The sequence below is a fragment of the Winogradskyella arenosi genome (assembly GCF_003337305.1).
Classification (GTDB): domain Bacteria; phylum Bacteroidota; class Bacteroidia; order Flavobacteriales; family Flavobacteriaceae; genus Winogradskyella; species Winogradskyella arenosi.
On the sequence record NZ_QPJO01000004.1, the window covers coordinates 80,572 to 106,680 of the forward strand.

25 protein-coding genes are annotated in these 26,109 nt (G+C 36.6%); 22 read left to right on the top strand and 3 right to left on the bottom strand.

The annotated features are described in order from the left end of the window. Window positions 1-234 precede the first annotated feature (234 nt). The 9 genes from DFQ08_RS11890 (at window position 235) to scpA (ending at window position 9,825) form a co-directional block, all read left to right on the top strand. Window positions 235-435, top strand: a complete 201-nt coding sequence (locus tag DFQ08_RS11890; RefSeq protein WP_114310247.1) for a CsbD family protein — start codon at window positions 235-237, stop codon at window positions 433-435. Window positions 436-692: 257 nt separating this feature from the next. Then, window positions 693-1,316, top strand: a complete 624-nt coding sequence (locus DFQ08_RS11895; protein ID WP_114310248.1) for a MarC family protein — start codon at window positions 693-695, stop codon at window positions 1,314-1,316. Window positions 1,317-1,549: 233 nt separating this feature from the next. Further along, the gene (mce, locus tag DFQ08_RS11900; protein WP_114310249.1) at window positions 1,550-1,951 is read left to right on the top strand and encodes a methylmalonyl-CoA epimerase; all 402 of its coding nucleotides are present in this window, start codon (window positions 1,550-1,552) and stop codon (window positions 1,949-1,951) included. 43 nt (window positions 1,952-1,994) lie between these two features. Then, on the top strand, window positions 1,995-3,554 hold the full coding sequence (locus DFQ08_RS11905) for an acyl-CoA carboxylase subunit beta (RefSeq protein ID WP_114310250.1): 1,560 nt from the start codon (window positions 1,995-1,997) through the stop codon (window positions 3,552-3,554). After that, on the top strand, window positions 3,554-3,913 hold the full coding sequence (locus DFQ08_RS11910) for an OadG family protein (protein WP_114310251.1): 360 nt from the start codon (window positions 3,554-3,556) through the stop codon (window positions 3,911-3,913). The genes DFQ08_RS11905 and DFQ08_RS11910 overlap by 1 nt, the downstream gene beginning before the upstream one ends. Window positions 3,914-4,002: 89 nt before the next feature. Then, complete coding sequence (locus tag DFQ08_RS11915; RefSeq protein ID WP_114310252.1) at window positions 4,003-4,422, top strand: biotin/lipoyl-containing protein; 420 nt, start codon at window positions 4,003-4,005, stop codon at window positions 4,420-4,422. A 55-nt stretch (window positions 4,423-4,477) separates the two neighbouring features. Further along, the gene (locus tag DFQ08_RS11920) at window positions 4,478-5,800 is read left to right on the top strand and encodes a sodium ion-translocating decarboxylase subunit beta (protein ID WP_114310253.1); all 1,323 of its coding nucleotides are present in this window, start codon (window positions 4,478-4,480) and stop codon (window positions 5,798-5,800) included. A 38-nt stretch (window positions 5,801-5,838) separates the two neighbouring features. Further along, a complete protein-coding gene (locus DFQ08_RS11925) occupies window positions 5,839-7,638 on the top strand; it encodes a methylmalonyl-CoA mutase family protein (RefSeq protein WP_114310254.1) in 1,800 nt (599 codons plus the stop codon). 51 nt (window positions 7,639-7,689) lie between these two features. After that, complete coding sequence (gene scpA / locus DFQ08_RS11930; protein WP_114310255.1) at window positions 7,690-9,825, top strand: methylmalonyl-CoA mutase; 2,136 nt, start codon at window positions 7,690-7,692, stop codon at window positions 9,823-9,825. 80 nt (window positions 9,826-9,905) lie between these two features. On the opposite strand, the gene DFQ08_RS11935 is transcribed toward scpA, so the two are convergent. Beyond that, window positions 9,906-10,658 carry an acyl-[acyl-carrier-protein] thioesterase gene (locus DFQ08_RS11935; RefSeq protein WP_114310256.1) on the bottom strand — a complete coding sequence of 251 codons (753 nt, stop codon included), beginning with the start codon at window positions 10,656-10,658 and terminating at the stop codon, window positions 9,906-9,908. A gap of 29 nt (window positions 10,659-10,687) precedes the next feature. After that, entirely contained in the window at window positions 10,688-11,692 is a 1,005-nt protein-coding gene (gene meaB / locus DFQ08_RS11940; protein WP_114310257.1) for a methylmalonyl Co-A mutase-associated GTPase MeaB, read from the bottom strand. Window positions 11,693-12,000: 308 nt separating this feature from the next. Here meaB and DFQ08_RS11945 point away from each other — a divergent pair, with 308 nt between their 5' ends. From DFQ08_RS11945 to DFQ08_RS12000, 12 genes are all read left to right on the top strand, one after another. After that, window positions 12,001-13,332 (top strand): TolC family protein, encoded by a 1,332-nt coding sequence (locus DFQ08_RS11945; protein WP_114310258.1) that lies wholly within the window; start codon window positions 12,001-12,003, stop codon window positions 13,330-13,332. A 67-nt stretch (window positions 13,333-13,399) separates the two neighbouring features. Next, the gene (locus DFQ08_RS11950) at window positions 13,400-14,605 is read left to right on the top strand and encodes an efflux RND transporter periplasmic adaptor subunit (protein WP_114310259.1); all 1,206 of its coding nucleotides are present in this window, start codon (window positions 13,400-13,402) and stop codon (window positions 14,603-14,605) included. Between the two features lie 8 nt (window positions 14,606-14,613). Continuing rightward, on the top strand, window positions 14,614-15,357 hold the full coding sequence (locus DFQ08_RS11955) for an ABC transporter ATP-binding protein (protein WP_114310260.1): 744 nt from the start codon (window positions 14,614-14,616) through the stop codon (window positions 15,355-15,357). Between the two features lie 2 nt (window positions 15,358-15,359). Beyond that, window positions 15,360-16,580 carry an ABC transporter permease gene (locus DFQ08_RS11960; protein WP_114310261.1) on the top strand — a complete coding sequence of 407 codons (1,221 nt, stop codon included), beginning with the start codon at window positions 15,360-15,362 and terminating at the stop codon, window positions 16,578-16,580. A 39-nt stretch (window positions 16,581-16,619) separates the two neighbouring features. Then, a complete protein-coding gene (locus DFQ08_RS11965; protein ID WP_114310262.1) occupies window positions 16,620-17,930 on the top strand; it encodes an Lcl C-terminal domain-containing protein in 1,311 nt (436 codons plus the stop codon). A 158-nt stretch (window positions 17,931-18,088) separates the two neighbouring features. Then, window positions 18,089-19,126 carry a sensor histidine kinase gene (locus DFQ08_RS11970; RefSeq protein ID WP_114310263.1) on the top strand — a complete coding sequence of 346 codons (1,038 nt, stop codon included), beginning with the start codon at window positions 18,089-18,091 and terminating at the stop codon, window positions 19,124-19,126. Window positions 19,127-19,157: 31 nt separating this feature from the next. Further along, window positions 19,158-20,474, top strand: coding sequence for a YHYH protein (locus DFQ08_RS11975; RefSeq protein WP_114310264.1), 1,317 nt, complete (start codon window positions 19,158-19,160; stop codon window positions 20,472-20,474). Further along, window positions 20,471-21,070 carry a YbhB/YbcL family Raf kinase inhibitor-like protein gene (locus DFQ08_RS11980; RefSeq protein ID WP_114310265.1) on the top strand — a complete coding sequence of 200 codons (600 nt, stop codon included), beginning with the start codon at window positions 20,471-20,473 and terminating at the stop codon, window positions 21,068-21,070. The genes DFQ08_RS11975 and DFQ08_RS11980 overlap by 4 nt, the downstream gene beginning before the upstream one ends. Window positions 21,071-21,081: 11 nt before the next feature. Continuing rightward, complete coding sequence (locus DFQ08_RS11985; protein ID WP_114310266.1) at window positions 21,082-22,089, top strand: hypothetical protein; 1,008 nt, start codon at window positions 21,082-21,084, stop codon at window positions 22,087-22,089. 48 nt (window positions 22,090-22,137) lie between these two features. Continuing rightward, the gene (locus DFQ08_RS11990; RefSeq protein ID WP_114310267.1) at window positions 22,138-22,872 is read left to right on the top strand and encodes a LytR/AlgR family response regulator transcription factor; all 735 of its coding nucleotides are present in this window, start codon (window positions 22,138-22,140) and stop codon (window positions 22,870-22,872) included. Between the two features lie 124 nt (window positions 22,873-22,996). Then, complete coding sequence (locus DFQ08_RS11995) at window positions 22,997-23,296, top strand: hypothetical protein (RefSeq protein WP_147269474.1); 300 nt, start codon at window positions 22,997-22,999, stop codon at window positions 23,294-23,296. 260 nt (window positions 23,297-23,556) lie between these two features. Further along, on the top strand, window positions 23,557-24,141 hold the full coding sequence (locus DFQ08_RS12000) for a DUF6515 family protein (protein WP_114310504.1): 585 nt from the start codon (window positions 23,557-23,559) through the stop codon (window positions 24,139-24,141). Window positions 24,142-24,231: 90 nt separating this feature from the next. On the opposite strand, the gene DFQ08_RS12005 is transcribed toward DFQ08_RS12000, so the two are convergent. Further along, window positions 24,232-24,963: an NUDIX hydrolase gene (locus tag DFQ08_RS12005; RefSeq protein ID WP_245935430.1), complete on the bottom strand. Its 732-nt coding sequence runs from the start codon at window positions 24,961-24,963 to the stop codon at window positions 24,232-24,234. 242 nt (window positions 24,964-25,205) lie between these two features. On the opposite strand from DFQ08_RS12005, the gene DFQ08_RS12010 reads away from it, so the two are divergent. Beyond that, a complete protein-coding gene (locus DFQ08_RS12010; protein WP_245935431.1) occupies window positions 25,206-26,081 on the top strand; it encodes a hypothetical protein in 876 nt (291 codons plus the stop codon). Window positions 26,082-26,109: the final 28 nt, after the last annotated feature.

Here is a 26,109-nt window from a genome sequence, read left to right on the forward strand (position 1 = left end):
ATTATCTAATTCTGATACAAAGGTAAGTAAAAATGAATGTTCATTCTTTTTTTTTAACAAAGGTTTATACTTCCGCTTAAAAGTTATAGCAAGAGAAGGCTGAACGGGAATCTTATATGGAAATGAAACGAGCTAAGGCTTTAAGGAAAAGCGTTAATCCGCCTAAGATAAAGGATTTAATTTAGCAGTAAATAAATCAAAGCGATTTATAGTTAATTTAAAATTATAGATATTATGTCACAACCGTGGGAAGATAAAGTAAAAGGAAATTGGAATATAGCAAAAGGAAAAATCAAGCAAAAGTGGGGTGAGGTCACTGATGACGATTTAGACTATGCAGAAGGAAAAGAAGATGAACTTATAGGACGCATTCAAAAGCGTACAGGAGAAACGAAAGACAATATCAATTCATTTCTTAACGATCTTAAATATTAAGCAACAGTATATAATGCTTACAATCCTGCTTCGGCAGGATTTTTTTTTAACTATGACGTCATAAGTTTTGTGTAAACCTACAATTTTCTCTTAAATCCAAACCGTTAAAAATACAAAATGGTTAAGCGGTACTGTTCGCTGAAACTCAATTTAAAAGGACTTTTTTCGAAGATTTAAAATTTAATAATTAAATTATGAAAATTACTTTGGTAAAATAGAAGTAAATTAATTTCTTGCACGATTAAATTTTAAGATCCATGGATAACTTAATTACCTTTTCAATCACTGTATTTACGGGCTTTTTCGCGATTACAAATCCCATCTCTAATCTTACAGTTTTTTTGTCTTTAACCCAAGGGGAAGACAAAGCAACTAAGCAAGACATTAATAAACGGGCCAATTTTATTGCTTTTATTATTGTTACCGTCTTTATTATTTTGGGGAAATATATTTTTGAGTTGTTCAATATTAGTATTCCTGCCTTTAAAATTACGGGGGGAATCTTAATTTTCTTTATTGGGTTTGAAATGCTTCAGTCTAAAAAGTCGAATGTAAAAAACATTAAGAATGTAGATGAAGACGAAAATATCGCCGTTTCTCCTTTAGCAATTCCTATTCTTGCCGGCCCAGGGACTATTGTAACAGCGATGAACTTTGTAGCCAACGCCGCCCCTTTAAAAATTTTTTTAGTTATTGCGATTTTTGGATTTATGAGTGTTTTAACTTACATTACCTTTAGTCTGAGTAACTTTGTAGTGAGAATGGTTGGAAATAATGTGATTTCAGTAATTGGTAAAATTATGGGTTTAATCATTGCTATTATTGGAACTGGAATGGTGATCCAAGGGATTAAAATTTCATTCAACCTTATTACGCAATAATATTTGTAGTTCTAAGCTATTATAAAAGATGCGCATGTTGCATCTATAATACTGCAGTCAAAGAGGATCGTTTTAAAACGGTCCTCTTTTTTTTTGGTCTTATCGTATTGAGGTACGTCTAGGCGTGTTAATTCTAAATTTAAGAAAACTAGAACTTATTTGATAACATGACATCTATCATAAAATAAGACCCTGTCGTAAAGTAAATTTGGTAAAAATTAAACGCCTTTATTATGAATATATCACACATTGAACATTTAGGAATAGCGGTTGAAAATCTCGAAGACTCTATTGCATACTATGAAAACGTACTGGGTTTAAAATGTTATTCCATTGAGGAGGTTGAAGATCAAAAAGTCAAAACCGCCTTTTTTTTGGTCGGTAATACAAAAATTGAATTGTTAGAAAGCACCTCGCCCGAGGGTCCAATTGGGAAATACATCGCTAAAAAAGGGCAGGGCATTCATCATATCGCCTTTGCTGTAGACGATGCTACGGAAGCCCTAAAAACTGCAGAATCACGTGGTGTAAACCTCATCGATAAGGTGTCGCGCAAAGGTGCCGAAGGATTAGATATCGGGTTTTTACATCCCAAATCGACCTTAGGTGTGCTCACCGAGCTTTGTTCTAAGTAAAACTAAATTCAAACTTCTTACATATCAGTAAATTACAAATTTTATGGCAAATCAAGATAAAATTAACGAGCTCATAGAAAAAAGAGCCCAAGCCAAATTAGGTGGTGGAGAGAAACGAATAGACTCTCAGCATGCTAAAGGGAAACTTACAGCTCGTGAACGTATAGCAATTCTTTTAGATGATGATAGTTTTGAAGAATTTGACATGTTTGTAACACATAGAACAAAATCTTTCGGCCTAGACAAGCAAATCTACCTTTCCGATGGTGTTGTTACAGGCCATGGTACAATAGACGGAAGAGTTGTTTATTTATTCGCGCAAGATTTCACCGTGTTCGGAGGCTCTTTATCAGAAACCTACGCATTAAAAATTTGTAAAGTGATGGATATGGCTATGAAAATTGGTGTTCCTGTAATTGGTTTAAATGATTCTGGAGGCGCTCGTATTCAAGAAGGGGTAAGATCTCTTGCCGGTTATGCTGAAATTTTTCAACGTAATATAATGGCCTCTGGAGTGATACCACAAATCTCTTCAATCTTAGGTCCTTGTGCTGGGGGAGCTGTTTATTCTCCTGCCTTAACAGACTTTACCATTATGACCGAAGAAACCAGTTATATGTTTGTGACCGGTCCTAAGGTGGTGAAATCGGTGACAGGTGAAGTAGTGACTGCCGATCAATTGGGTGGCGCTAAAATTCATTCCACACGTTCTGGAGTATCACATTTCTTAGCAGAAAATGATGAAGAAAACTTACTCCTTATTCGTAAGCTATTGAGTTATATGCCTGCGAATAATTTGGAAGAAGCTCCAATTATTCCTTGTAATGACCCTATAGATCGCTTAGAAGATGCTTTAAATGATATTATTCCTGAAAATCCTAATCAGCCTTATGATATTGTAGATGTTATTTCTATCCTAGCCGATCACGGTGAATTTACCGAAGTTCATAGAAATTACGCTAGAAATATTGCCGTTGGTTTTGCTCGTTTTAATGGGCGTCCGGTCGGTATTGTTGCCAACCAACCTAAATATTACGCGGGGGTTTTAGATATTGATGCCTCTAGAAAAGCAGCCCGTTTTGTACGATTCTGTGATGCCTTCAATATCCCTATTGTCACTTTAGTTGATGTTCCCGGGTTCTTACCAGGAACAGGTCAAGAATACGGCGGTATAATTCTTCATGGTGCTAAACTATTATTTGCATACGGAGAAGCTACAGTGCCTAAAGTTACCATTACATTACGTAAGTCTTATGGTGGTGCGCACGATGTTATGAGTTGTAAACAGTTACGAGGCGATTTAAATTATGCTTGGCCTACGGCTGAAATTGCAGTGATGGGCGCCAAAGGTGCTGTTGAAGTTTTAGAAGGCTCTAACATTAGAAAAATTGAAAGTGATTCTGAAAAAGAAGATTACATCCAAAAGAAAGAAGACGAATACACCCACAAATTTGCGAACCCTTATCAAGCCGCAAAATACGGGTTTATTGATGATGTTATTGAACCGAGAAACACACGTTTCAGAATTATTAGAGCACTAGAATTACTTCAAAATAAAAAAGATACCAACCCGCCTAAAAAGCACTCAAACATTCCTTTATAATGATACAGATTCTATTAAATACAGATCCTATTAGTGAAGGCTATGTGATACTCATAACGGGACTACTCATTGTTTTTGGAGCCTTAGTCATCCTAGCTCTTTTCTTTAATTTTGGTCTACCCGTAATGCTTTATGTCTATAAGATTATTACCAAGGGGAAAGACAAAAAGATCAGTGAGATTAAGGTGAAAGGCGATACTGGTTTTACAGGTGAAATTTCAGCCGTAATCGGAGCCTCAGTTCATATGTATTTGAGCGAGCAACACGATCATGAAAGCGCCATTTTAACCATCAAACAGGTAAAAAAAACCTACTCGCCATGGAGTTCTAAAATTTACGGCATTCAAAATAGATTATAACAGACTTACGAGTAGATTTCACGGTAAGACAAGACGTTATTAGACCTATTGTCAGAACGTGAAAACTACACTCACAACACTATAAACATATGAAAAGTTATAAATTCAAAGTCAATGAAAATGGCTATACGGTTAATATTAAATCACACGAGGATAATATTATTAATTTAGAAGTCAACGGCACACCTTACGAGGTGGTGATGAAAGCAAATGTTAAAACTACCAAAACGCCAACCTTAGTGCGTTCTGCTTCTAAACAACCTGCCGTTCCTTTAAAGGTTAATCCAAAATCTGCAAAAACCAGAATTGTTGCACCAATTCCAGGGGTTATTCTTTCACTAAACGTTAAAGTAGGGGATGTTATTAAAGAAAACGACTTGCTCTTAGTGTTAGAGGCCATGAAAATGGAGAACAATATTGTTGCAGAAAAATCGGGTACCGTAACAGCCGTCAAAGTTGAAGTCGGTCAACAGGTTCTACAAGATGCCCTAATGATAGAATTAGAATAATAATTTCTTTTCCTCTATTTCTATTTCACATTAACCCACAGTTAAACGAACAAAAATGAAAAAACTAATCATCATATTCAGTGTTTTGTCTTTACTGATTTTTATAAGACCAGTATTAGGTTTGGGCGCTAATAACCAGGTTATGGAAACCACAACCGTTTCCAATACACAAGTACAAACACCTGACGAAGAAAGCGTATTAGATGGGGCGTTTAAAGGCATTAAAACCTTTTATAACTATACCGGATTTGCCAATGCGACTTCCGGACATATCATTATGATTATTGTCGGGATTATCTTCATCTATTTAGGTATTAAATATGATTACGAACCCTTACTTCTTATCCCTATAGGTATTGGTGTTATCATAGGAAATATACCGTTTGTTGCCGGCAACCAAACCGGAATTTACGAAACCGGTTCCGTACTAAATTATCTCTATTTTGGGGTCGTCAAAGGGGTGTATCCGCCTCTGATCTTTTTAGGTATTGGTGCCATGACGGATTTCTCATCTTTAATAGCTAATCCTAAGCTAATGCTATTAGGGGGCGCTGCCCAAATTGGTGTCTTTGCAACGTTTTTAGGCGCCCTCTATTTAGGATTTAACTTACCAGAAGCCGGAGCCATAGGGATTATTGGAGGCGCTGATGGACCAACGGCTATTTTCCTATCTTCAAAATTAGCCAATGGTATAAATGTCCTCGCCGATGGTACTACTGTGAAAAACTTAATTGGCCCAATTGCTATCGCTGCTTATTCTTATATGGCTTTAGTCCCTGTAATTCAGCCGCCATTAATGCGTTTACTTATTTCAAAAGAAGATCGAAAAATTAAGATGAAACCTCCTAGAGCGGTCACTCAGAAAGAGAAAATGATCTTCCCGGTTGTCGCTTTAATCTTAACTCTATTTATATCACCGAGTGCGCTACCCTTATTAGGGATGCTCTTCTTTGGTAATTTATTAAAAGAATCTGGGAGAACAGAACGTTTAGCCGAAACAGCACGTACCAAATTAATTGATATCGTAACCATTCTATTAGGGGTAACCGTAGGAGCCTCAACACAAGCCGATATTTTTATCACTAAAGATTCAATGTTAATCTTTGGCTTAGGAGCAATTTCCTTTGTTATCGCGACTTGTGGTGGCTTATTATTTGCTAAATTTATGAACCTCTTTTTAAAAGACGGCAATAAAATTAATCCACTAATCGGCGCTGCAGGGGTTTCTGCTGTTCCAGATAGTGCTAGAGTAGTCCATACCGAAGGTTTAAAGTCAGACCCAAGTAATTATTTACTTATGCATGCCATGGCTCCAAATGTCTCAGGTGTTATTGGTTCTGCCATTGCCGCCGGTATAATATTGAGTTTCTTAGGCTAAATGCTTAAGTATTATCGCATTTTAAAATTCTAATTATTATGAATACAACGAACAAACTTCTTTTTTCCGAATTCTCACCCGTGTCTAAATCGGAATGGATGGAAAAAGTGACTGCCGATTTAAAAGGCGCGGATTTCAATAAAAAACTTGTTTGGAAAAACTTAAACGATCTCAACTTTCAACCTTGTTATACCAGACAAGATTCTATAACACAACTAAAAAACACAGGGGTTAATTCACAATCGCTAGTGAATTATAGAACCATTGATGTGGTTACCGCTCTACAAGGAAACAGCTCCGCTTTAATAGCTATAGAAGAAGGGCTTAATGGACTTCTCTTTCATATAAACGCTCCTGTAGACGTGTCGCTATTATTAAAGGGTATAGATCTTAATGCTTATAGCGTTTCCTTTAAGTTAGACAACGATGCTGTAGCATTTACAAAAGATTTAGTGGCTTACGCGAAAGACACCAACCTTAAAGGTTTTATTGATACCGGCCTCATTTCTGAGTATGTCACCACAGCCGTTTATAAGGCCAGTGCCATAGATGACCTTGCAGAGCTTATCAATTTAACCTCGTTTTTCCCTAATCTTAAAGTGCTAACCGTTTCGGGTACCGAATTCTTAGATTCTGGAGCAAACCAAGTTCAAGAAATTGCCTATACCTTAAATGCTTTAGTTTTCTTAGTTGAACAACTAAAAGAAAAAGGCATCTCAGCACAGAGCGCCTTTGACCATCTTAATATTAATCTTGCCATCGGTCTGGAGTACTTTGTTGAAATCGGAAAATTTAGAGCATTTAATAATTTACTTACTGAAGTGGCGGCCAAATATGGTGTGGATGATTTCTGCCATACCCTTACGGCTAAAACCTCACTTTGGAGTAAATCAGTTACCGATGCAGAAACCAATTTATTACGTTGTACCACCGAAGCTATGTCGGCCATTTTAGGAAATGTCAACGGGGTTGTTATTGATCCTTACGATGCTTCTTATAAAGCGCCTACTGACTTTTCTAAACGTATCGCGGGGAATATTACAACCATTTTAAAAGAAGAATCTTACTTCGGAAAAGTATCTAATCCTGTAGATGGGGCCTATTATATTGAAGAGGTCAGCTCTAAAATCGCCGAAAAAGCGCTAGAATTATTTAAAGCGATTGAAGCGCAAGGTGGATTCTATACAGCCTTTGAAGCTGAAAAAATTCAGCAACAAATTGCAGAAATACGCCTCAGAAAGTTGAAGCTTATAAGCCAACGTCGTACAGCGATGGTCGGGATTAACAAATATCCTAATCTGATGGAAACGGTAGATAAGACTTTGCTATCCACCAAAACCTCATCAGATCCAAAAGTTTTAACACCGCGTCGTGCCTCTTTAGAAATTGAAGCTATGCGTAGTGTTACGGAAGACATCGTTGCGAAAACCAATGCTCGTCCAGTTGTAAAACTAGCAAGCTATGGAAATCTAACCATGCGAAAAGCAAGAGCGGCATTTGCTTACGACTTTATTGGGGTGAGTGGTTTTGATGTACACCAAGAAGAGAGCTTTGAGAACGCCACAATAGCAGCAACCCAAAGTGCGCAATCGGATGCCGATGTTGTTGTAATCTGTAGCTCGGACCAAGATTATGACGCTACGGCTTTAGAATTTGTAACAACCTTTAGACAACTTAACAAATCTAAAGTTTTGCTTTTAGCAGGAGCGCCTAAAGCCTTAGAGCAATTGACGGCCGCCGGACTAGACGGCATTATAAATATGAAAACGGATGTGCTTGAAACCCTTACGACTCTTCAGAAAAACATCCAAAAATCCTTAATATCTTTAGAAATATAAAGACCTTAATTTTCCTTTATACCACTATTGAAACCTCTAAACACTAAAGTTATGAAACCCGATTTTTCAGATATAACATTAAATAAAGCCGTAAAACATACGGTTGAAACAAAAGAAGAGACTAAGGACATTTGGAACACGCCCGAAGGTATTCCCGTAAAAAAACATTTTAGTAAAGCCGATCTTTCTGAAGCGGAACATTTAGATTTCACTTCTGGTGTACCGCCATTTTTAAGAGGTCCTTATAGCGCCATGTATGCCATGCGTCCTTGGACCATTAGACAGTATGCCGGATTTTCAACAGCCGAAGAATCTAACGCCTTTTATAGACGAAATCTTGCCGCAGGTCAAAAAGGACTTTCAGTAGCCTTTGATTTGGCCACACACCGCGGATACGATTCCGATCACCCACGTGTTACGGGTGATGTTGGTAAAGCTGGTGTTGCTATCGATTCTATTTTAGATATGGAAATCTTGTTCGATCAAATTCCATTAGATAAAATGTCGGTGTCTATGACCATGAATGGGGCGGTGCTCCCAATTATGGCTTTTTATATTGCTGCAGCCAAAAAACAAGGTGTGGCTTTAGACCAATTATCAGGAACCATTCAGAATGATATTTTAAAAGAATTTATGGTCCGAAATACCTATATCTATCCACCTGCACCATCTATGCGAATTATTGGTGATATTTTCGACTATACCACGAAGTATATGCCAAAATTCAACTCTATTTCTATTAGTGGTTACCATATGCAAGAAGCAGGCGCTACCGCAGATATCGAATTGGCTTACACCTTAGCCGATGGGATGGAATATATAAGAACCGGATTAAAATCGGGCCTAAAAATTGACGAGTTTGCGCCACGACTCTCCTTTTTCTGGGCCGTTGGGATGAACCATTTTATGGAAATCGCTAAAATGCGTGCCGCAAGAATGTTGTGGGCAAAAATTATAAAATCCTTCAACCCTAAGAACCCAAAATCAATGGCCTTGCGGACGCATAGCCAGACCTCGGGTTGGAGTTTAAGTGAACAAGATCCTTTTAATAATGTGGCTCGTACTTGTATTGAAGCTATGGCGGCCACCTTAGGCGGTACCCAATCCTTACACACCAATGCTTTAGATGAAGCTATTGCTTTACCTACGGATTTCTCTGCTAGAATTGCTAGAAATACCCAGATTTTTATTCAAGAAGAAACGAAAATGACGAAAGCCGTAGATCCATGGGCAGGCTCTTATTATGTTGAATATTTAACTCAAGAAATTGCTAAAAAAGCCTGGGCGCTTATTGAAGAAGTAGAAGAACTTGGCGGCATGGCAAAAGCGATTGAAACCGGAGTTCCTAAACTGAGAATTGAAGAAGCTTCAGCCCGTAAGCAAGCCCGATTAGATTCTGGACAAGATATTTTAGTCGGCGTAAATAAGTTTAAAACTAATGAAAAATCGAATATTGAGATCCTAGAAGTCGATAATACGGTTGTAAGAGAATCTCAGATTGCCCGATTAAATAAAATGAAAACCGAACGCGATTCTGAAGTGGTTGCGGCCAATTTAAAAGCTTTAGAAGATTGTGCAGGTGGTAAGGAAGGTAATCTATTGACCTTAGCTGTTGAAGCTGCTGAAAACTTTGCCACCTTAGGTGAAATTTCTGATGCCTTAGAAGTGCACTTCGGAAGACATAAAGCCGCCACAAAACTTATAAGCGGTGTTTATGGTAAAGAAGTCAATAATGATACAACCTATGAACGTGCTCAGAAATTAGCCGATAAATTTGCGGAGATTGAAGGCCGAAGACCAAGGGTTATGATTGCTAAAATGGGACAAGACGGTCATGATCGTGGTGCCAAAGTGGTCGCTTCTAGTTTTGCGGACCTCGGTTTTGATGTCGATATGGGCTCCTTATTTCAAACACCTGAAGAAGTGGCGAAACAAGCCATTGAAAATGATGTGCACTTTATTGGTGCTTCTAGTTTAGCGGCGGGACACAAAACCTTAATTCCACAGTTAATTGGAGAATTAGAACAATTAGGCCGACCAGATATTATGGTATTTGCTGGAGGTGTAATCCCTGCTCAAGATTATGATTTCTTATTAGAACGAAAAGTCGTAGCTATTTTTGGTCCTGGTACAGTAATCTCGGAATCTGCCATTACCATAATGGAGAAATACCTCGAAAAAGAATAAGTGTTTAACCAAGTTTAAGTTGATGATTAGAAAAGTCTGTACCTGTATTGGGTTCAGGCTTTTTTATATAGAACGGACCTTTAATAAGGTTTCCAAATCGTGGTTGCAGTAGCACAAACCTTAGACGTACCTTTAACAGTAATACTGTGGCGATACGATTGAGGCTCCTCTAATTGCTCGGTGAAAGAGACCACCGTATCTCCTAATTGCGCTTCAGCAATAAAACGACCATCAATGACATGAAGAAAATGAGAATTTACAATTGTTTCAGGGATGGTTTCAATAACCCATTGCAAATAACGAATATTGTTTAGGTGCTTATTCATATCCGTATCAAATCGGTGCACTTTAAATTCTCCTGTAAAATCGGGATTATTAACCGCTTGAATTTTTTTCCTAATATTCGTCGTAATGGAAGGGGTTTCTGAGTACGACCAGCGTGAGATTATCGTATCGTAAATAGGAGTGGGCCTTCGTTTTTCAATATCAAAAAACACCCATAAGCCTTTAGCACGACCAATGATATTCTGGTTTTCATCAAAAATAAGATTCTCTCTATAACCTTTTATAGTAGAATAATTAGATAACCAAGTTCTAATGGTAATTCGTTCTTTGTATCTAGGGTAGCGTTCCATTTTCAACACCCCTGAAAATAAGACCCAGCCGATGTTTTTCTTGAGTAAATCGAATAAACTATAATTAATGGCGTAACAATGTTCTGCAGCAGTTTCCTCTAACAAGGCCAACATAATTGCTGGAGTCGCTAAGCCTAATGCATTCATTTCAAAATAACGCAACTCAAACGACTTGTCAAAATAAACGGCGTCTGTCATAGCTTGGAATTTTGAATATTACACAGGAATTAAAAAGATTTTTTAAATTTCTCAATGACTTCAAGCGCCGCTTTTACAGGGGAAACCTCTGAAGAGATGATGTCTTTCTCTAAAGTTTCTAAAGTTTGAGCTATGGCCTCAGAACCATAAAACATCTGTTTTAGTTCTTCATTAATATTGTTATACATCCATTGAATTTTCTGATGGTTTCTGTTCTTTATAAAGTAACCATTGTCATCCACAAGAGCTTTATATTTCAGCACCTCATCCCATACCTTAGAAATCCCAATATGTTTTGTGGAGGATGCGGTACTCACCACCGGACTCCACCCAGATTCGCCCAATGGAAAAATATGTAAGGCGTTTTGATATTGTCGTTTGGCTAATTTACTATTGGTAATATTATCGCCATCGGCTTTGTTAATAACCACCATATCTGCCATTTCCATAATACCTTTCTTAATGCCTTGTAATTCATCTCCCGCACCCGAAAGCATTAACAGCAAAAAGAAATCCGTCATCCCATGAACAGCAGTTTCCGATTGACCAACCCCAACGGTTTCAACCAAAATAACATCATAACCTGCCGCTTCACAAAGCAACATGGTTTCCCCCGTTTTATTAGCAACACCACCCAAGGTATCTCCAGAAGACGAGGGTCTTATATAAGCGTCTTCCAAATTTGCTAATTCTTCCATCCTAGTTTTATCCCCAAGAATACTTCCTTTGGTACGTTGGCTACTCGGATCTATAGATAATATAGCCACTTTATGGCCTTGTTTCACCAGGTATAACCCAAAAGCTTCAATGAAGGTACTCTTACCAACTCCTGGAACTCCGGTAATTCCAATCCTGATAGAGTTTCCAGCATACGGTAAAATTTGTTGTACAATGTCCTTCGCTAAGACCTTATCACTTGCTAAATTACTTTCTATAATAGTAATCGCTCTAGACAACATAACACGGTCACCCGCTAAAACACCATTAATATAAGCTTGAGATGAAAGTCTATTTTTGGGTTTGTATTGTTTCATTTTTTGAGGTATAAAACGCGGTTGCTTTGATAAAATTCAACACCTTACAAAGGTAACGAATAAGCCAAAGAATGCATAGTTTAAAAAGGGATTTATAGCGGTAAAATACAGCAACTATTTTCGCATTTGTCAACCATAATCTATTGAAACAGCTATAAAACTTCCTCTAGGGATTTGGTATCGTCCTAAAAAATCTCGTCGATAAAATACTATCATTGATCTAGGAGATTGTACTCAACTTATATTACAGTTTTAAAACAGGCCATAGGTTTACATCTTTGAAGTGTAGAATTTAAATACATAACATTATGAAATCGTATTTCCTCCTTATAGCATTATTAACCGCAACGTTTAGTTTTGCTCAAGACACACCAACACCTGAAACAAAAAAGGTATGGACATTAGAAGATTGTATTTCTTATGCCATTGAAAATAACATCACTATAAAAGAAGCCAGTTTAAATAAAGACCTTGCTGATGTAGATTATGGTGCCTCAAAATCGTCGCGACTACCTAATTTATTCGGAAGTGCTTCGCAAAACTTTTCTAACGGTAATACAATTGACCCAATTACAAGCGATTATGTTACAGACCAAATTCACAGTACCAATCTTGGTATTAATAGTTCTATGACTTTGTTTCAAGGGAATCAAATTAGCAACGAAATAAAGAAAAGTAAACTATTACTAGATCAAAGTATTTTACAAGAAGATGTCGAGAAAAATAACATCATCTTAAATATCTTAGAAACTTATTTACAAGCGCTTTACGCTAAAGAAAGCATCACTGTTGCTGAAAATAATTTAAATGCTTCTGAAACTGAAGTTGCTAGAGCCAAAGCCCGATTAGATGCCGGAACCATTGCCTTAAGCGATTATACCGAAGCACAAAGTCAGGCGGCCACCAACAGATACAATATTATTGCGGCTAAAAATGATTACCAACAATACATCATTACTTTAAAACAACTTTTAGAATTGACACCAGCAGATGAACTTGAAATAGACCCGATTTCTGAAAATATGGATGTGGTAAATTTAGAACTCGATAAGATAGACATCTATAACAAAGCCTTAGGCATTTTACCAGAAATTAAAGCTAGTGAATTAAATGTAGCTGTCTCAGAAAAAGAACTGGATATTGCTAAAGGCGGGTATTTACCAACCTTAACCTTATCGGGTAGTGTAGGCTCAGGGTATACAAGTATTAACGATAACACATTTTCAGATCAATTTGATGTGAATTTCAACCAACAATTAGGGCTGTCTTTAAGCATTCCTATTTTTAACAGAAATCAAACCAAAGCTGCTGTACAAAGCGCTACAATTAATATTGAAAAAGCACAAATACAAAAGCAGGCCACAGAAAAAGACCTCTATAAACGTGTAGAAACAGCTTATCAAAATGCCGTTTCTGCCCAAGAGCAAGTCCTGGCCGCAGAAGCCTCTAAAGTTGCAGCCGAGCAATCTTATGAATTAGCACAAAAGAAATATGAGCTCGGTGCCTTAAGTACCACGGATTTAGTGATTAGCCAAAACACGTTTACTAATGCCCAGCAAAATTATTTACAAGCAAAATACCTTAATGTATTGTACCACCAATTGCTACAGTACTACCAAGGAAATGCTATAACACTTTAATCGAAATAAAAAACAAGATCGTTATGCCATAGGCTTATGGCATTCTCAAAACCATTAAATAGAAATCATCATGAAGAATAAGAAAAAAATAATTATCGGTAGCCTAGTTGCAGTCGGACTCGCCATAGCAGCATTTGGATATTTTAATGCCGATGATGCTGTAATTATACAAGCAGAAACTGTTGCTGCAAAAGAAGCCAATGTAACCACCATGGTAACCGCAACAGGAACTATAGAACCTATTAACCAAGTTGATGTGGGTACCCAAGTCTCTGGTGTTGTAGAAAAAGTATATGTAGATTACAACTCTATTGTAAAGGAAGGCCAGTTAATTGCAGAGCTTGATAAAACAAACTTACAAGCTTCACTGACACAAGCCCAAGCCGCTTATGATAATGCGGTAAGCCAGAGAGATTATACGAAAACCATATACGATAGACAGAAAACCTTATACGATAATCAGGTGATTAGTAAATCAGATTTTGATGACGCTAACTATAATTATCAAACCGCAAAAGGTACGGTTACGCAACGTTATTCAGATTTGCAATCGGCAAGAACTAACTTAGGTTATGCTAATATCTACTCGCCAATTGATGGAGTGGTCTTATCTAAAGATATTGAAGAAGGACAAACTGTAGCTGCAAGTTACAGCACACCAACACTATTCACTATCGCTCAAGACTTAGAACAAATGCAGGTTGAAGCCGATGTTGATGAAGCTGATATAGGGCAAGTTAAAGAAGGTCAACGTGTAGAATTTACGGTAGATGCCTATGTAGGAGAAACTTTTAATGGTGTGGTTACCCAAGTCCGTTTAGACCCAACCGTTACTTCTAATGTTGTAACGTATACAGTGGTTGTTAAGGCCGATAATGAAGACCTTAAATTAAAACCAGGTTTAACAGCAACCATTTCTATTTTCACCTTAGAACTTAATGATGTGTTAACAGCTGAAGCAAAAGCGATTAACTTTAAACCAGAAAGAGAAACTTTAGCCACTTACAACACACAACACCAACTTGAAGCTAATACAGCAGATCGATCTAGAGAAGCCACTACACTTTGGGTTTTAGAATCTAATGGTGCTATCACCCCGAAACCCGTAACCCTTGGCGCAAGCGATGGTGTAAATGTTCAGATTTTAAGCGGAATTTCTAAAGGTGATAAGTTAGTCTACAGTTTAAAAGGTGTTTCTAAATCAGACGGCGCTACAGCAGAAAAAAGTGAAAGTCCATTTATGCCACAACGTCCAGGAGGAGGAAGAAAATAAGAGAAACTATGAGCAAAGAAATCATAAAAATACAAGATTTAAAACGTGAGTTTACCATGGGTACCGAAACGGTCCATGCCTTAAAAGGCCTCTCGTTTTCAATTCAAGAAGGAGAGTTCGTCACCATAATGGGGTCTAGTGGATCTGGAAAAAGTACCATGCTAAATATTCTAGGCTGCTTAGATCAGCCTAGCTCGGGACTTTATGAAATTGACGGTGTAAGCGTTAAGGATTTGAGTAGAAACGAACTTGCGACAATTAGAAACGAGAAGATTGGTTTTATATTTCAATCTTATAATTTATTAGCGAGAACATCCGCTATTGAGAATGTAGAATTACCTTTATTATATAATAGCAAAGTCTCTTCTGAAGAACGCCGAGAACGCGCCATAAAAGCTTTAAAAATGGTGGGCTTAGGTGAACGTTTAGACCATACACCATCACAATTATCAGGAGGACAACAACAACGTGTGGCTATTGCCAGATCTTTAGTAAACAATCCTGTAATGATTTTAGCTGATGAAGCCACAGGAAATTTAGATACAAGAACCTCTTATGAGATTATGTCTTTATTTCAAGAATTAAACAAACAAGGTATTACCATTACGTTTGTAACGCACGAGCCTGATATTGCCACCTTTAGTAGTAGAACTGTCGTTTTAAAAGACGGTAATATTATTCAAGATTATCAAAATCAAGATGTGCAATCTGCAGCGGCTGAATTAGCAAAATTACCTAAACAAGACCATTAATTATGAGACTATTAAATTTATTTAAAATAGCGACTAAAGCCATCATACTTAACAAAACAAGAACCTTGTTGACGATGTTAGGTATCATCATTGGCGTTGCTTCTGTGATTGCTATGTTAGCTATTGGAGAGGGATCTAAAGAAAGTATTAGAACAACAATATCATCAATGGGCTCTAATATGATTACCATTAGACCTGGAGCTGATGATAGAGGTCCGGCTAGAGGTAGTGGGGGTAATGTGCAAACATTAATATTAGAGGATTATAATGAAATTAAAGAACAAGCCTCACTATTAAGTTATATTACGCCTGTTGTTAATGGTGGCGGACAAGTCATTAATGGCGCCAATAACTGGCCATCTACCATTTATGGTGTTAATCCGGAGTATTTAAATATTAAAGCCGTGGGGTTACAAAGTGGAAGTATGTTTACTGATGCTGAAGTTAAATCTGCCGCTAAAGTGGCTTTAATCGGTGAAACGGTAGTAGAAAATGTTTTTCCAGATGGGCAAGACCCAGTCGGACAAATGATTCGATTTAATAATATTCCATTCAAGGTTATTGGAGTATTAGAAGAAAAAGGTGAGAATACCTTTGGACAAGATCAAGATGATGTAGTCATTGCGCCGTACACCACAGTTCAAAAACGAATTTTGGCAATCGATTATTTAAACCAAATTATGGCTTCGGCAATTAGTGAAGATGATGCTTCTGAAGCGGTTACACAAGTTACAGATATATTGCGTTCTCAACACAAATTAATAGAATCTGAAGACGACGATTTTACGGTACGTTCTATGGAAGAATTAATTTCAACATTTAGTTCTACAAGTGAAATGTTAACCATTCTATTAGTGGCCGTTGCTAGTATATCATTGTTAATTGGAGGTATTGGGATTATGAATATTATGTACGTTTCCGTAAAAGAACGAACAAAAGAAATTGGTCTACGTATGGCTGTAGGGGCAAAAGGCGCCGATATTTTAATGCAATTTTTAATTGAAGCCATATTAATAAGTATCACCGGTGGAGTTTTAGGGGTTATCCTAGGCCTTGGAGCCACGGTATTTATTGAAACCTTCTTGAATTGGCCTACAAGTGTCGCCTTATATTCTATTGTAATATCATTTGCCGTTTGTGCGGTTACAGGAATATTTTTCGGGTGGTATCCAGCAAGAAAAGCTTCTGCTTTAGATCCTATTACAGCCTTACGATACGAGTAATATAACCTAAAGTATAATGCAACTTTAATAAGAGTCACCATGAAAACTTTAAAAACGAATACAGTAATTCAGGTCACTTCAATAGTCCTGTTCATCATTTTAATGCAGGCCTGTAAGGAAGCGAGTACAACCTCAAAGCCCGTTGCAACCACAAATCATACATCGTATACGCAAGTAGCAACGGGACAAGTAAAGGCTTATGATGAAGATGGAACGGTACGTGCGGATCTTCAAATAGGAGATACGCTTTATGGGCAAGATGCACATTATTTAAAAGGCAAAACCATAACGTTTGAAAATAATGGTGATGGGACAATAAGTGATCTAAATACAGGATTAATGTGGCAAGAAATTCCAACTTCCGGAGGGTTTAATTGGAAAGATGCCAAAGCCTATTGTGAAAACCTCAAGCTTGGTGGTTATGACGATTGGAGAATGCCAACAGCCAAAGAACTCTATTCTATTAGTGATTTTAGCGAAGGTTGGCCATATTTAGATACCACTTATTTTTCGTTAGTCAATAATGATTTTGTGGATAAAAGTGAACAATATTGGACTAATAATGCCTATGTTGGCCATACCGAAGAAGGGCGGTATAGTGCGGTGTTTGGTGTAAACCATGCTACCGGACATATAAAAGCCTATGCTGGGGAAGCGCCTAAAGATATGAAGGATAGAAAAGGACCACCTCCTGGGGGAAATGGTCCTAAGGGTCAAACGCATCCTGAAGATGATGATGAAGGTCACAAACCACCGCCTCCTACTAATCAGAACGGCAGCCGACCTATGGGCAACCCAATGTTAAAATATGTTCGCGCTGTTAGAGGAAACGACTATGGTGAAAATGATTTTATAGATAATGGTGATCAAACGATTACAGATAAAGCCACAGGACTTATGTGGTCTAAGCAAGATAGTAAAAAGGGCTTCGATTGGAAAAATGCCTTGATGTATGCTGAAAATTCAGAACTCGCAGGCTACACCGATTGGCGCTTGCCTAACGTAAAAGAACTACAAGGCCTAGTCGATTACGATTATGCTCCAGGAGCCAAAGATGCCTCTAAGGACCGAGCAGCCATAGCTCCAGTATTTGAAACTTCAGCAATTGTCAATGAAAATGGCGATAAAGATTATCCGTATTTTTGGACCAGTACTTCTGCGAGATTTCAAAAAGGAAAACCCTATTATTATGCCTGGTATGTTGCTTTTGGACGTGCCGTGAATAATGAAGGTTTAGATTTTCATGGCGCAGGAGCCATAAGGTTTGATACCAAACATGAAAATGGCCCCGCCAGTGAAGGGGGAGAGCGCTATTATAATTATGTGCGTTTGGTTAGAAATGTCAATTAATAGTTTGCATGGAAAATCTTGTGCTTGACCATAAAGCGACACTTAAATCTGAATTCGTTTTGATGTATTCAATAGGTGCTTTAGCTTTGTTTTTGACAGGCGCAGGTAAATACAATGTAGCTTCAAACAACAAATAGGATTAATTAAAAACGACAAGAATGCCTAACAATAAAAATATCACCCTATTTTCACACCTCCTCGTTTGGATTGTTCTCTTTAGTATGCCTTATTTTTTAACTTATGGGCAAGAACAAGAAATGGATAGAATTAAAGCCCATTTTTGGATCCCTTTATGTTTTTCAGTTTTTATCTTCTATTCAAATTACTTTGTTTTAGTCGATCGGTTTTTATTTCCAAAAAAAATGTTACAGTTCATTGCTATAAATACCGTAATGATAGTGTTATTTCTATTTTTAAAAGAACATATAGAAGACACCTATTTTCAAGAAATTATAAAGAAGCGTTTAGAAAACACCAATAGAGCAGAGCCCCCTTTTAAAATGGCTGTATACATTCAAATCTTATCGTATATGGCGCCGCTTTTGTTTTCAATAGCATTAAAAACCACAAAACGTTGGGTGCAAACAGAAGCAGAACGCAAAGAAGCTACTAACGTTAAATTGCAGTCCGAGTTACAGCATTTGCATTATCAATTACAACCGCATTTCTTCTTTAATTCTTTAAATAATATCTATGCCATGGTAGACCTGTCTCCAGATCAGGCCAAAACCTCTATACATAGTTTAAGTAAGCTGATGCGCTACATGTTGTATGAAACTAATGTAGAAACCATTCTTCTATCTAAAGAAATTGACTTTATGAAGCGCTATATTGAACTCATGAAGCTTCGTGTATCAGATAAAACCGTGGTGAATTACAGTTTCCCAGTAAAAGAAACAGGAATTAAGATTGCTCCGCTTTTATTCATCTCACTTATTGAAAATGCTTTTAAACATGGGGTATCTGCCAGCAAGGAAAGCCTGATCACTATTGATATGACCCAAGAAGATCATAAAATACGTTTTGTTATTGATAACAATAACTATCCCAAACAAACCGATGATAAAAGCGGTTCTGGTATAGGATTACAGAATTTAGTAAAACGCTTAGAATTATTATACCCTCAGAAACACGAGTTTAAAACCTTCTTAAAAAACGATAGGTTTTTAGTGACCTTAGAAATAGAGACCAACTAAATCACTCATATATTCCGAAAAATAAAGCTCTATGAAAAATACACTTTTAGCCATTTGTTTTTTCCTCCTAAATCTACATCTGTTTGCTCATGAAGGCGGACATGGTACACCTTTAAAACAATGGGAATTAGCAACAACGCATCAAACTGTCAATGCTAATTTCATCAAATTAGAGGATAATGACGTTTATTTAATGGATGCGCATCACCCGGTTCAGGTTTATAAGCTTTCAGACTTTTCTGCAGCCGATCAAAATTATATAAAGGCTAAACGTGCAGCTATTCAGAGTTTAAATAATCATCACACAGCTTCAGAATCTCAAGAAGGATCCAATTCTAGTTGGTGGCTCCTTATGTTTGGACTCCTGCTTTTGGGCGTATCTGTTTATAAATTAAGGAAAGAAAGAAAAGCCATGCATTTCACTTATGGTATTTTAGGGGGATGTATCGTCACCTTTGTGTCTTGTAAAAATACCGCCACTACGGGGATTAGTGTGCTTCAAGTTCCTTCGCACGCGGTTTCTGTAATGCAAAGCTTTTTTGAAAAATTTGATGGTGTCACTACGCATGCAGACAGTACTTATCTATATATATCCTCTAATGGATTGCCCAATCATGATATGATGGTTGGCATAAGCAATTGGCAACAGCAAGTACCAATTAATCAAAATTACACAGGCGCTAATAGTTGGGCTATTCCTATACATCCAAAAATGGCAGAAGACCCCTTATCTACAAAAACTAATTTACTAAAAGGAGCCATTGCTGTAGCGGTGAATGGAATTCCTATTTTTAATCCTTTAAATAATAGAGGTGAAGATGCCAATGCTATTGGTGAATTAGATGAATGGGGCGGACATTGTGGACGTGCCGATGATTATCATTACCATTTACCGCCATTACATTTACAAGATCAAGTGGGCGAAGGAAATCCTGTAGCTTATGCTGTAGATGGTTTTCCGGTATATGGAGAAACAACAGAGCCCTTAGATGAATACTTAGGCAAAACAAATCCTGATGGATCTTACCAATACCATAGCATTGAGGAGTATCCTTATTTTATTGCAGGTATGAGAGGTGAAGTCCAGTTAGACCCAAAAACAAAAGCACCAGAAAATCAGGTGTATCCACAACCAAGAACACAAGAATTAAGACCTGCACTAAGACCCTTACGTGGTGCTGAAATTATCAATTTTAAATCTTTGGGAGAAAATGCCTATCAATTAACCTATCGCTCAGAAGGGAAAGACTATATCATTAATTACAGTTGGGATAGTACAGGAACTTACACCTATCAATTTATAAATCCGGATGGTACGACAACCCTTGAAACCTACAAAGAAAAATGAAACCAACAAAAATTTTAGCTCTCATCCTTTTTCTTTCTTTTATAGCTTGTAAAAACAAGACTACTGAGCTTACAACTGTAAATCATGATGATTTTAAAACCATTCATCCCAATTTTAAACTCACAAGTGTTGCTGTAGAAAACGGGGTGTTATTAGACGCATATAAATGTGAAGAAAAGGTCAAGGATGTGGAAAATTCCATACCACTGTCTTGGGAAAATGTTCCTAAGGGCACGAAATCTTTAGCGATTGTCATGTATCATTACCCGAAAAAAGAACATAAGAGCGAGATCAATTCCTATTTGTTATTATGGAATATTGATCCTGAAGTCACAGAACTACCCTATAAAATGGCGTCTCAAGGAAACTGGTTTATGGGCGCAAATAAAGATGGTACAGCAATATCTTATACATCACCTTGTTCTCGTGGAAAGGGAAAACACGAATACACCATAGCGCTTTATGCTTTGGCAGAAACACCAGCTTCATTACCTAAAAAAAACAGTTTAAACGTCGATTATAATGTGTTTATGAATGCCATAAATACCGTAAAAATTGTCGATAGAACCACCTTAACCTTTGTCGATTCCAACTAAAAAAAAAAAAAATGATACACATCAAACCTAGCACACTCCTCGTTATTTTTTCTTGTTTTGCACTATTCACTTGTAAAAACACAAAAAAAACGACACCTAAAAAAACGGAAACCTATAATGGTACCGCCTCCGTATCTCAAGGGCCAGCAACGGTCTTAACGCAAAATATTTATGACTGCGATAGAGGTAGAAAAGCACCAATCGGGACGTCTACAGCTACAGGTGGTAGCACATGGACCGTTCCTGCAGAAGTTAATTTTACGGATGAAAGTTTTCCGATGGCATCCGATTTATTTAACCCTTGTACCAAAATAGAATTTACCTCTGCAGATGAAGCTTTATTTGCTTTGGATGGCAGTGATATTGTAGAAGTAGATGAAGATGGCGAACTTATTACCGCGTATGTCTTTGCCGACAACTATTTTGAAATGTATATAAACGGCATTCCAGTAGGGAAAGACAATGTGCCTTTTACGCAATTCAACTCGAATATCGTTCGTTTTAAAGTTCAAAAACCGTTTACTATAGCTATGAAATTAGTGGATTGGGAAGAAAATAGTGGTTTAGGTTCTGAAGCGAATAGAGGACAAGCATTTCATCCTGGAGATGGCGGTATGGTCGCTGTTTTTAAAGATGCTGCAGGAGAAATAATTGTTACAACAAATTCAGAATGGAAAGCGCAAACCTTTTATACCGCTCCGTTAAGCGATTTATCTTGTGCTACAGAAGAAGGCACCCTAAGACTAAGTTCGTCTTGCAACACCGAAGATTCTAACGATGGAACATCATACTACGCTTTACATTGGAAAACACCTCTAAACTGGCAATCTTCAGATTTTGATGATAGCCAATGGCCTAGCGCAACCGAGTACACAAATAGAACGATTGGCGTCGATAATAAGCCTGCATATACCAATTTTATAGATATCTTTGACCACAGCAAAGCCGATGCAAAATTTATATGGTCTACCAATGTTATTTTAGACAATGAAGTTTTGGTAAGATATACGGTAAACTAAATTTTAATCGTTTTAAAGCTAGCCACTTTTAATTTATACATCTAATTTATGAGTCCATTTAAAATATCTTGTGTTATTGTAGACGATGAGCCTATGGCGCTTAATTTAGTTGAGAGTTATGTTGAAAAAACACCCTTTTTAGACCTCAAGAAAAAGTGTAGTAGTGCCATTGAAGCGATGGAATACATCAAAGATCAACCGGTAGATTTACTGTTTCTAGACATACAAATGCCAGATTTAACAGGTATTGAATTTTCAAAAATGTTACCTAAAGACACACGTGTTATTTTTACAACGGCTTTTGATCATTATGCTTTAGAAGGCTTTAAAGTAGAAGCTATAGATTATTTATTAAAACCTTTTGATTACGCCGAGTTCCTAGTGGCGGCCAATAAGGCGAATACTTGGTTTGAATTGGTAAAAGGACAACGCCAAAGTGTACTTTCTGAAGAAAAGGAATTCCTTTTTGTAAAATCGGAATACAAGCAGTTACGCATTAAACTAGCCGATGTGCTCTATTTTGAAGGTTTAAAAGACTATATTAAAATATGGATTAAAGATAATAAGAAGCCCATCCTAACCTTAATGAGCTTAAAATCTTTAGAAGAAGAACTGCCAAGCACACAATTTATGCGTGTGCACCGCTCATTTATCGTTTCCTTAGATAATATTGATGTTATTGAACGCAGTCAGATTATCATCAATGATCAGCGCGTCACAGTATCAGAACATTACAAGCCAAAATTCTTAGAATTCATTAATAATAACTCCTTAAACGGATAGCACGATTGGTATTCATCTATTGATTTTCAGATTTAATATGAGGAATTGCGGTATTGGTCTATTTCCTTTTTAATTTAAAAGCAATAGAAGTACGTTTGTACTGCACAAAACTATATATCAAATCATGAAAAAAATTGTTTTAACCGTATCGGTTGCAATCATAATGTTAAGTTGTAACAGTGTTAAAAATGTAGACACCTCTACCATTGCACAAGCTTCAACACTATTAAGTTCTTTAAGCTCAAACTCTACAGTACAACAAATTACAAGTCTTTTCAATTTATTAGACACTGATCATAATGATGCCATCAGTTCTTCAGAAGCTATTGGTTCAGTTTCAGAAAACTTTGACGTCTTAGATACAGACAACAGTTCTAATTTAAATCTTACCGAGCTAACAGGCTTATTAGACTTATTAAAATAATTACCCCTAGAATTAATTGCTAAAAAAGGGATACTTGAAAAGGTATTCCTTTTTTTTATGCATACCTCTAAACCCTTACAGAAATTGCACTTGAACAAAACTCTATATCTACAAAAACAGCCGCTTTATAGATAAATATCAAGCACTAGTCTATTGCTTTCTCACAAGCCTTATAATTGCAATACCTTTAAATCAAGGAAAGCAATAAGGCTTATCATTATTGCGATAAAAGATTGTTTAACGCCTTAAAATAAATGATTATGAAAACACGTATTAAAACCTACTTACTCCCTTTAACATTTTTGGTTGCATTCGCTTTTCAGGCGCCCGCGCAAACCAAACGTAGTAGCAGTAAAAAAACAACCGTAATAAGCACTAAGAAACCCGTAAGCAAAAAAATACCGAGCTCAAAAGTGACGTATAAAAAACAGACTAAAAAAGTGGTTTCTGTAAGAAGCGTTCCTAATAAAAAGGTTGTACAATATAAGGGACAGAATTATTATTACGCTAATAACAGATTCTATACACAATCTAGAGGACGTTATATTGTTATTGCTCCTAAGGTAGGATTCAGAATTCAGACCATACCATCTAACTATAAGCGTATACGTTTTAACAACCGTGATTATTATGCTGTTAATGGAACCTTTTATATCTACGTTAATAACGAATATGAAGTGGTAGAACCAGAGATAGGAACTATTGTATCTGAATTACCAGAAGATTACGAAAAAGTAACTATAGACAACCAAACTTATTATGAGTACGCTAATATTCTATACGAAAAAGTACAGGTAGACGGCACAAGAGCTTATGAAGTGGTTGGTATTATAGATATGGAATAAAGCTATTTAAGAAAATCATATTTAATTGATTGTTAGAGTGAGAAGGAGGGAAGTTATTAGAGTGGCGCCCTCCTTTTTTTATGCTCTCTTTTAAATACTGATAAGATAATTCTTATGGTACATCTTTTTATAGATGTCTTTACTAAACATATAGAGTTGCGCTGGTTTTTTAGAAACACCAACTTGCTTTTCATCTAAAGGAATAATGTATTTTTTATTGATGAGTTTTCGTCTAAAATTACGATTGTCAATTTCTATCCCCAAAATAGATTCATACAAATCCTGAACATCATTAATGGTGAATTTATCTGGTAACAATTCAAAAATAATAGGTTCCGCTAAACACTTGGTTTTTAAATCTTCATGCGCCTCTTCTATAATCTTCTTATGATCGAAGCCTAATTCGGGCAAAGATCTTAACGGAAACCATTTAGCTTGGTACTTATTACGTGTAACATCAACATCTTCTGTTTTTAATAAAAAATAGTAGGCAATCGTGATGGTACGTAAACTAAAGGCTTCTTTATCAATCCAAATTAAATCCTTCTCACTTAATAAACGATCAGGATCTCCAAAGGCTTTAAATTGCTTTTTATACTGATTGGTTAATCCCGTTAATTCCTTTAATACACGGGTTGCCGAATCATCTAAAGTTTCATCTTCATAAACATGGTATCCTGTAAGGACATAGTCGTCAACTAAAACCTCTTTCTCTTTAGATTCTAAGTAACGTTTTATCAGTAAAACATTTAAAGATTTAGTAATTGTGTCATAACCAAAAACCACACAATCTACAGATATATTAGAAATTTTATTAGGCATAATTTGTTTTTAACGGTGTTAAATGTAGCACAATAATTTTATTAAACGTCAATATAACATTAAATATTTATTGAATAAAAGCCAAGCCACATCAGTATTCTCATATCAATATAGCATAGTATTAAGCTAATATAATATATTTTTTGGCTTTATATTTTGTAATATTCAAAATATATTTTATACATTTGACTAATAAACGTAAATATGACGTTTATTAAAATATAATCTTAGACCATATAGAAATGAGCACCTTAACAACATCGCATACCAACAACATCAAAAAGGTATTTAATCCCAAAGGCCTATCTTTAAGTTATAAGGTATTCATTCTTAGTTTATTTCTAGGGGTTGCCAATACCACCCTTAACGCACAAACAGAAAGCGTAACAGAAACCTACAAACCGTTTAGCATAAGCGGACATATAAAAAACATGCACACTTGGCATGGATTTGTAGTGCACCCAAGTGCGGTATTTGCGACAAGCCTTGAGTACAATACTCGAGATCAAAAATTTACTTTTGGCGTATGGGGAGGGGCTAGTTTTTCTGGCGTTGATATTGAAAATTATAATACAGGAGAAAATGTAAGTGCAAGCTATAAAGAGTTTTCTATCTATACAAAGTATAAGTTTTCAGACCGGTTGTTTGTAGAGGCCGTATCGCACAACAATTATACTGGAGTAGAAGAACGTGGTGACGAATTGCATTATTGGAGTTACGACAAAACTCAAGGTTACAATTTTGTAGATATCGGAATAGGATACAATGTTTGCCCAAACACTTTACTTTATTTTGCTACGATTATAGCAGGTGGGGCCGGCGATTACGAGGTGCAGTCCGATGGGAGCCTAGAAGATTCTTGGACGCATTATTTTGAAGTAAAAAGCAAAGTTTGGAACAACGACAATGCTAATTTATCCGTTTTTGCTGGTGGTGCATGGTCCTTTATTACAGATAAGACCTTTTACACCGAAGGTTCTGGAAACCTTATAAACGTCGGCGCTACTTATGGTAAAAATTTAAATATTGGTAGCTACCAATTACCAGTAGAAGTAACTGCTATGTGGAACCCTGAACAAGAAAAAACAGTCTTACAATTAGACCTTAAATTATTTTAACTCTTAAATAACATAGACTCCTAATCCT

What these genes read in the sequence shown, in the direction of transcription:
- DFQ08_RS11990 (WP_114310267.1), top strand. Translation starts at nt 22,138, where the DNA reads ATGAGTCCATTTAAAATATCTTGTGTTATTGTAGACGATGAGCCTATG.
- DFQ08_RS11890 (WP_114310247.1), top strand. Translation starts at nt 235, where the DNA reads ATGTCACAACCGTGGGAAGATAAAGTAAAAGGAAATTGGAATATAGCA.
- DFQ08_RS11970 (WP_114310263.1), top strand. Translation starts at nt 18,089, where the DNA reads ATGCCTAACAATAAAAATATCACCCTATTTTCACACCTCCTCGTTTGG.
- DFQ08_RS11985 (WP_114310266.1), top strand. Translation starts at nt 21,082, where the DNA reads ATGATACACATCAAACCTAGCACACTCCTCGTTATTTTTTCTTGTTTT.
- DFQ08_RS12000 (WP_114310504.1), top strand. Translation starts at nt 23,557, where the DNA reads ATGAAAACACGTATTAAAACCTACTTACTCCCTTTAACATTTTTGGTT.
- DFQ08_RS11895 (WP_114310248.1), top strand. Translation starts at nt 693, where the DNA reads ATGGATAACTTAATTACCTTTTCAATCACTGTATTTACGGGCTTTTTC.
- mce (WP_114310249.1), top strand. Translation starts at nt 1,550, where the DNA reads ATGAATATATCACACATTGAACATTTAGGAATAGCGGTTGAAAATCTC.
- DFQ08_RS11980 (WP_114310265.1), top strand. Translation starts at nt 20,471, where the DNA reads ATGAAACCAACAAAAATTTTAGCTCTCATCCTTTTTCTTTCTTTTATA.
- meaB (WP_114310257.1), bottom strand. Translation starts at nt 11,692, where the DNA reads ATGAAACAATACAAACCCAAAAATAGACTTTCATCTCAAGCTTATATT.
- DFQ08_RS11920 (WP_114310253.1), top strand. Translation starts at nt 4,478, where the DNA reads ATGAAAAAACTAATCATCATATTCAGTGTTTTGTCTTTACTGATTTTT.
- DFQ08_RS11975 (WP_114310264.1), top strand. Translation starts at nt 19,158, where the DNA reads ATGAAAAATACACTTTTAGCCATTTGTTTTTTCCTCCTAAATCTACAT.
- scpA (WP_114310255.1), top strand. Translation starts at nt 7,690, where the DNA reads ATGAAACCCGATTTTTCAGATATAACATTAAATAAAGCCGTAAAACAT.
- DFQ08_RS11910 (WP_114310251.1), top strand. Translation starts at nt 3,554, where the DNA reads ATGATACAGATTCTATTAAATACAGATCCTATTAGTGAAGGCTATGTG.
- DFQ08_RS11965 (WP_114310262.1), top strand. Translation starts at nt 16,620, where the DNA reads ATGAAAACTTTAAAAACGAATACAGTAATTCAGGTCACTTCAATAGTC.
- DFQ08_RS11995 (WP_147269474.1), top strand. Translation starts at nt 22,997, where the DNA reads ATGAAAAAAATTGTTTTAACCGTATCGGTTGCAATCATAATGTTAAGT.
- DFQ08_RS11915 (WP_114310252.1), top strand. Translation starts at nt 4,003, where the DNA reads ATGAAAAGTTATAAATTCAAAGTCAATGAAAATGGCTATACGGTTAAT.
- DFQ08_RS11955 (WP_114310260.1), top strand. Translation starts at nt 14,614, where the DNA reads ATGAGCAAAGAAATCATAAAAATACAAGATTTAAAACGTGAGTTTACC.
- DFQ08_RS11935 (WP_114310256.1), bottom strand. Translation starts at nt 10,658, where the DNA reads ATGACAGACGCCGTTTATTTTGACAAGTCGTTTGAGTTGCGTTATTTT.
- DFQ08_RS11925 (WP_114310254.1), top strand. Translation starts at nt 5,839, where the DNA reads ATGAATACAACGAACAAACTTCTTTTTTCCGAATTCTCACCCGTGTCT.
- DFQ08_RS11905 (WP_114310250.1), top strand. Translation starts at nt 1,995, where the DNA reads ATGGCAAATCAAGATAAAATTAACGAGCTCATAGAAAAAAGAGCCCAA.
- DFQ08_RS11945 (WP_114310258.1), top strand. Translation starts at nt 12,001, where the DNA reads ATGAAATCGTATTTCCTCCTTATAGCATTATTAACCGCAACGTTTAGT.
- DFQ08_RS11960 (WP_114310261.1), top strand. Translation starts at nt 15,360, where the DNA reads ATGAGACTATTAAATTTATTTAAAATAGCGACTAAAGCCATCATACTT.
- DFQ08_RS12010 (WP_245935431.1), top strand. Translation starts at nt 25,206, where the DNA reads ATGAGCACCTTAACAACATCGCATACCAACAACATCAAAAAGGTATTT.
- DFQ08_RS12005 (WP_245935430.1), bottom strand. Translation starts at nt 24,963, where the DNA reads ATGCCTAATAAAATTTCTAATATATCTGTAGATTGTGTGGTTTTTGGT.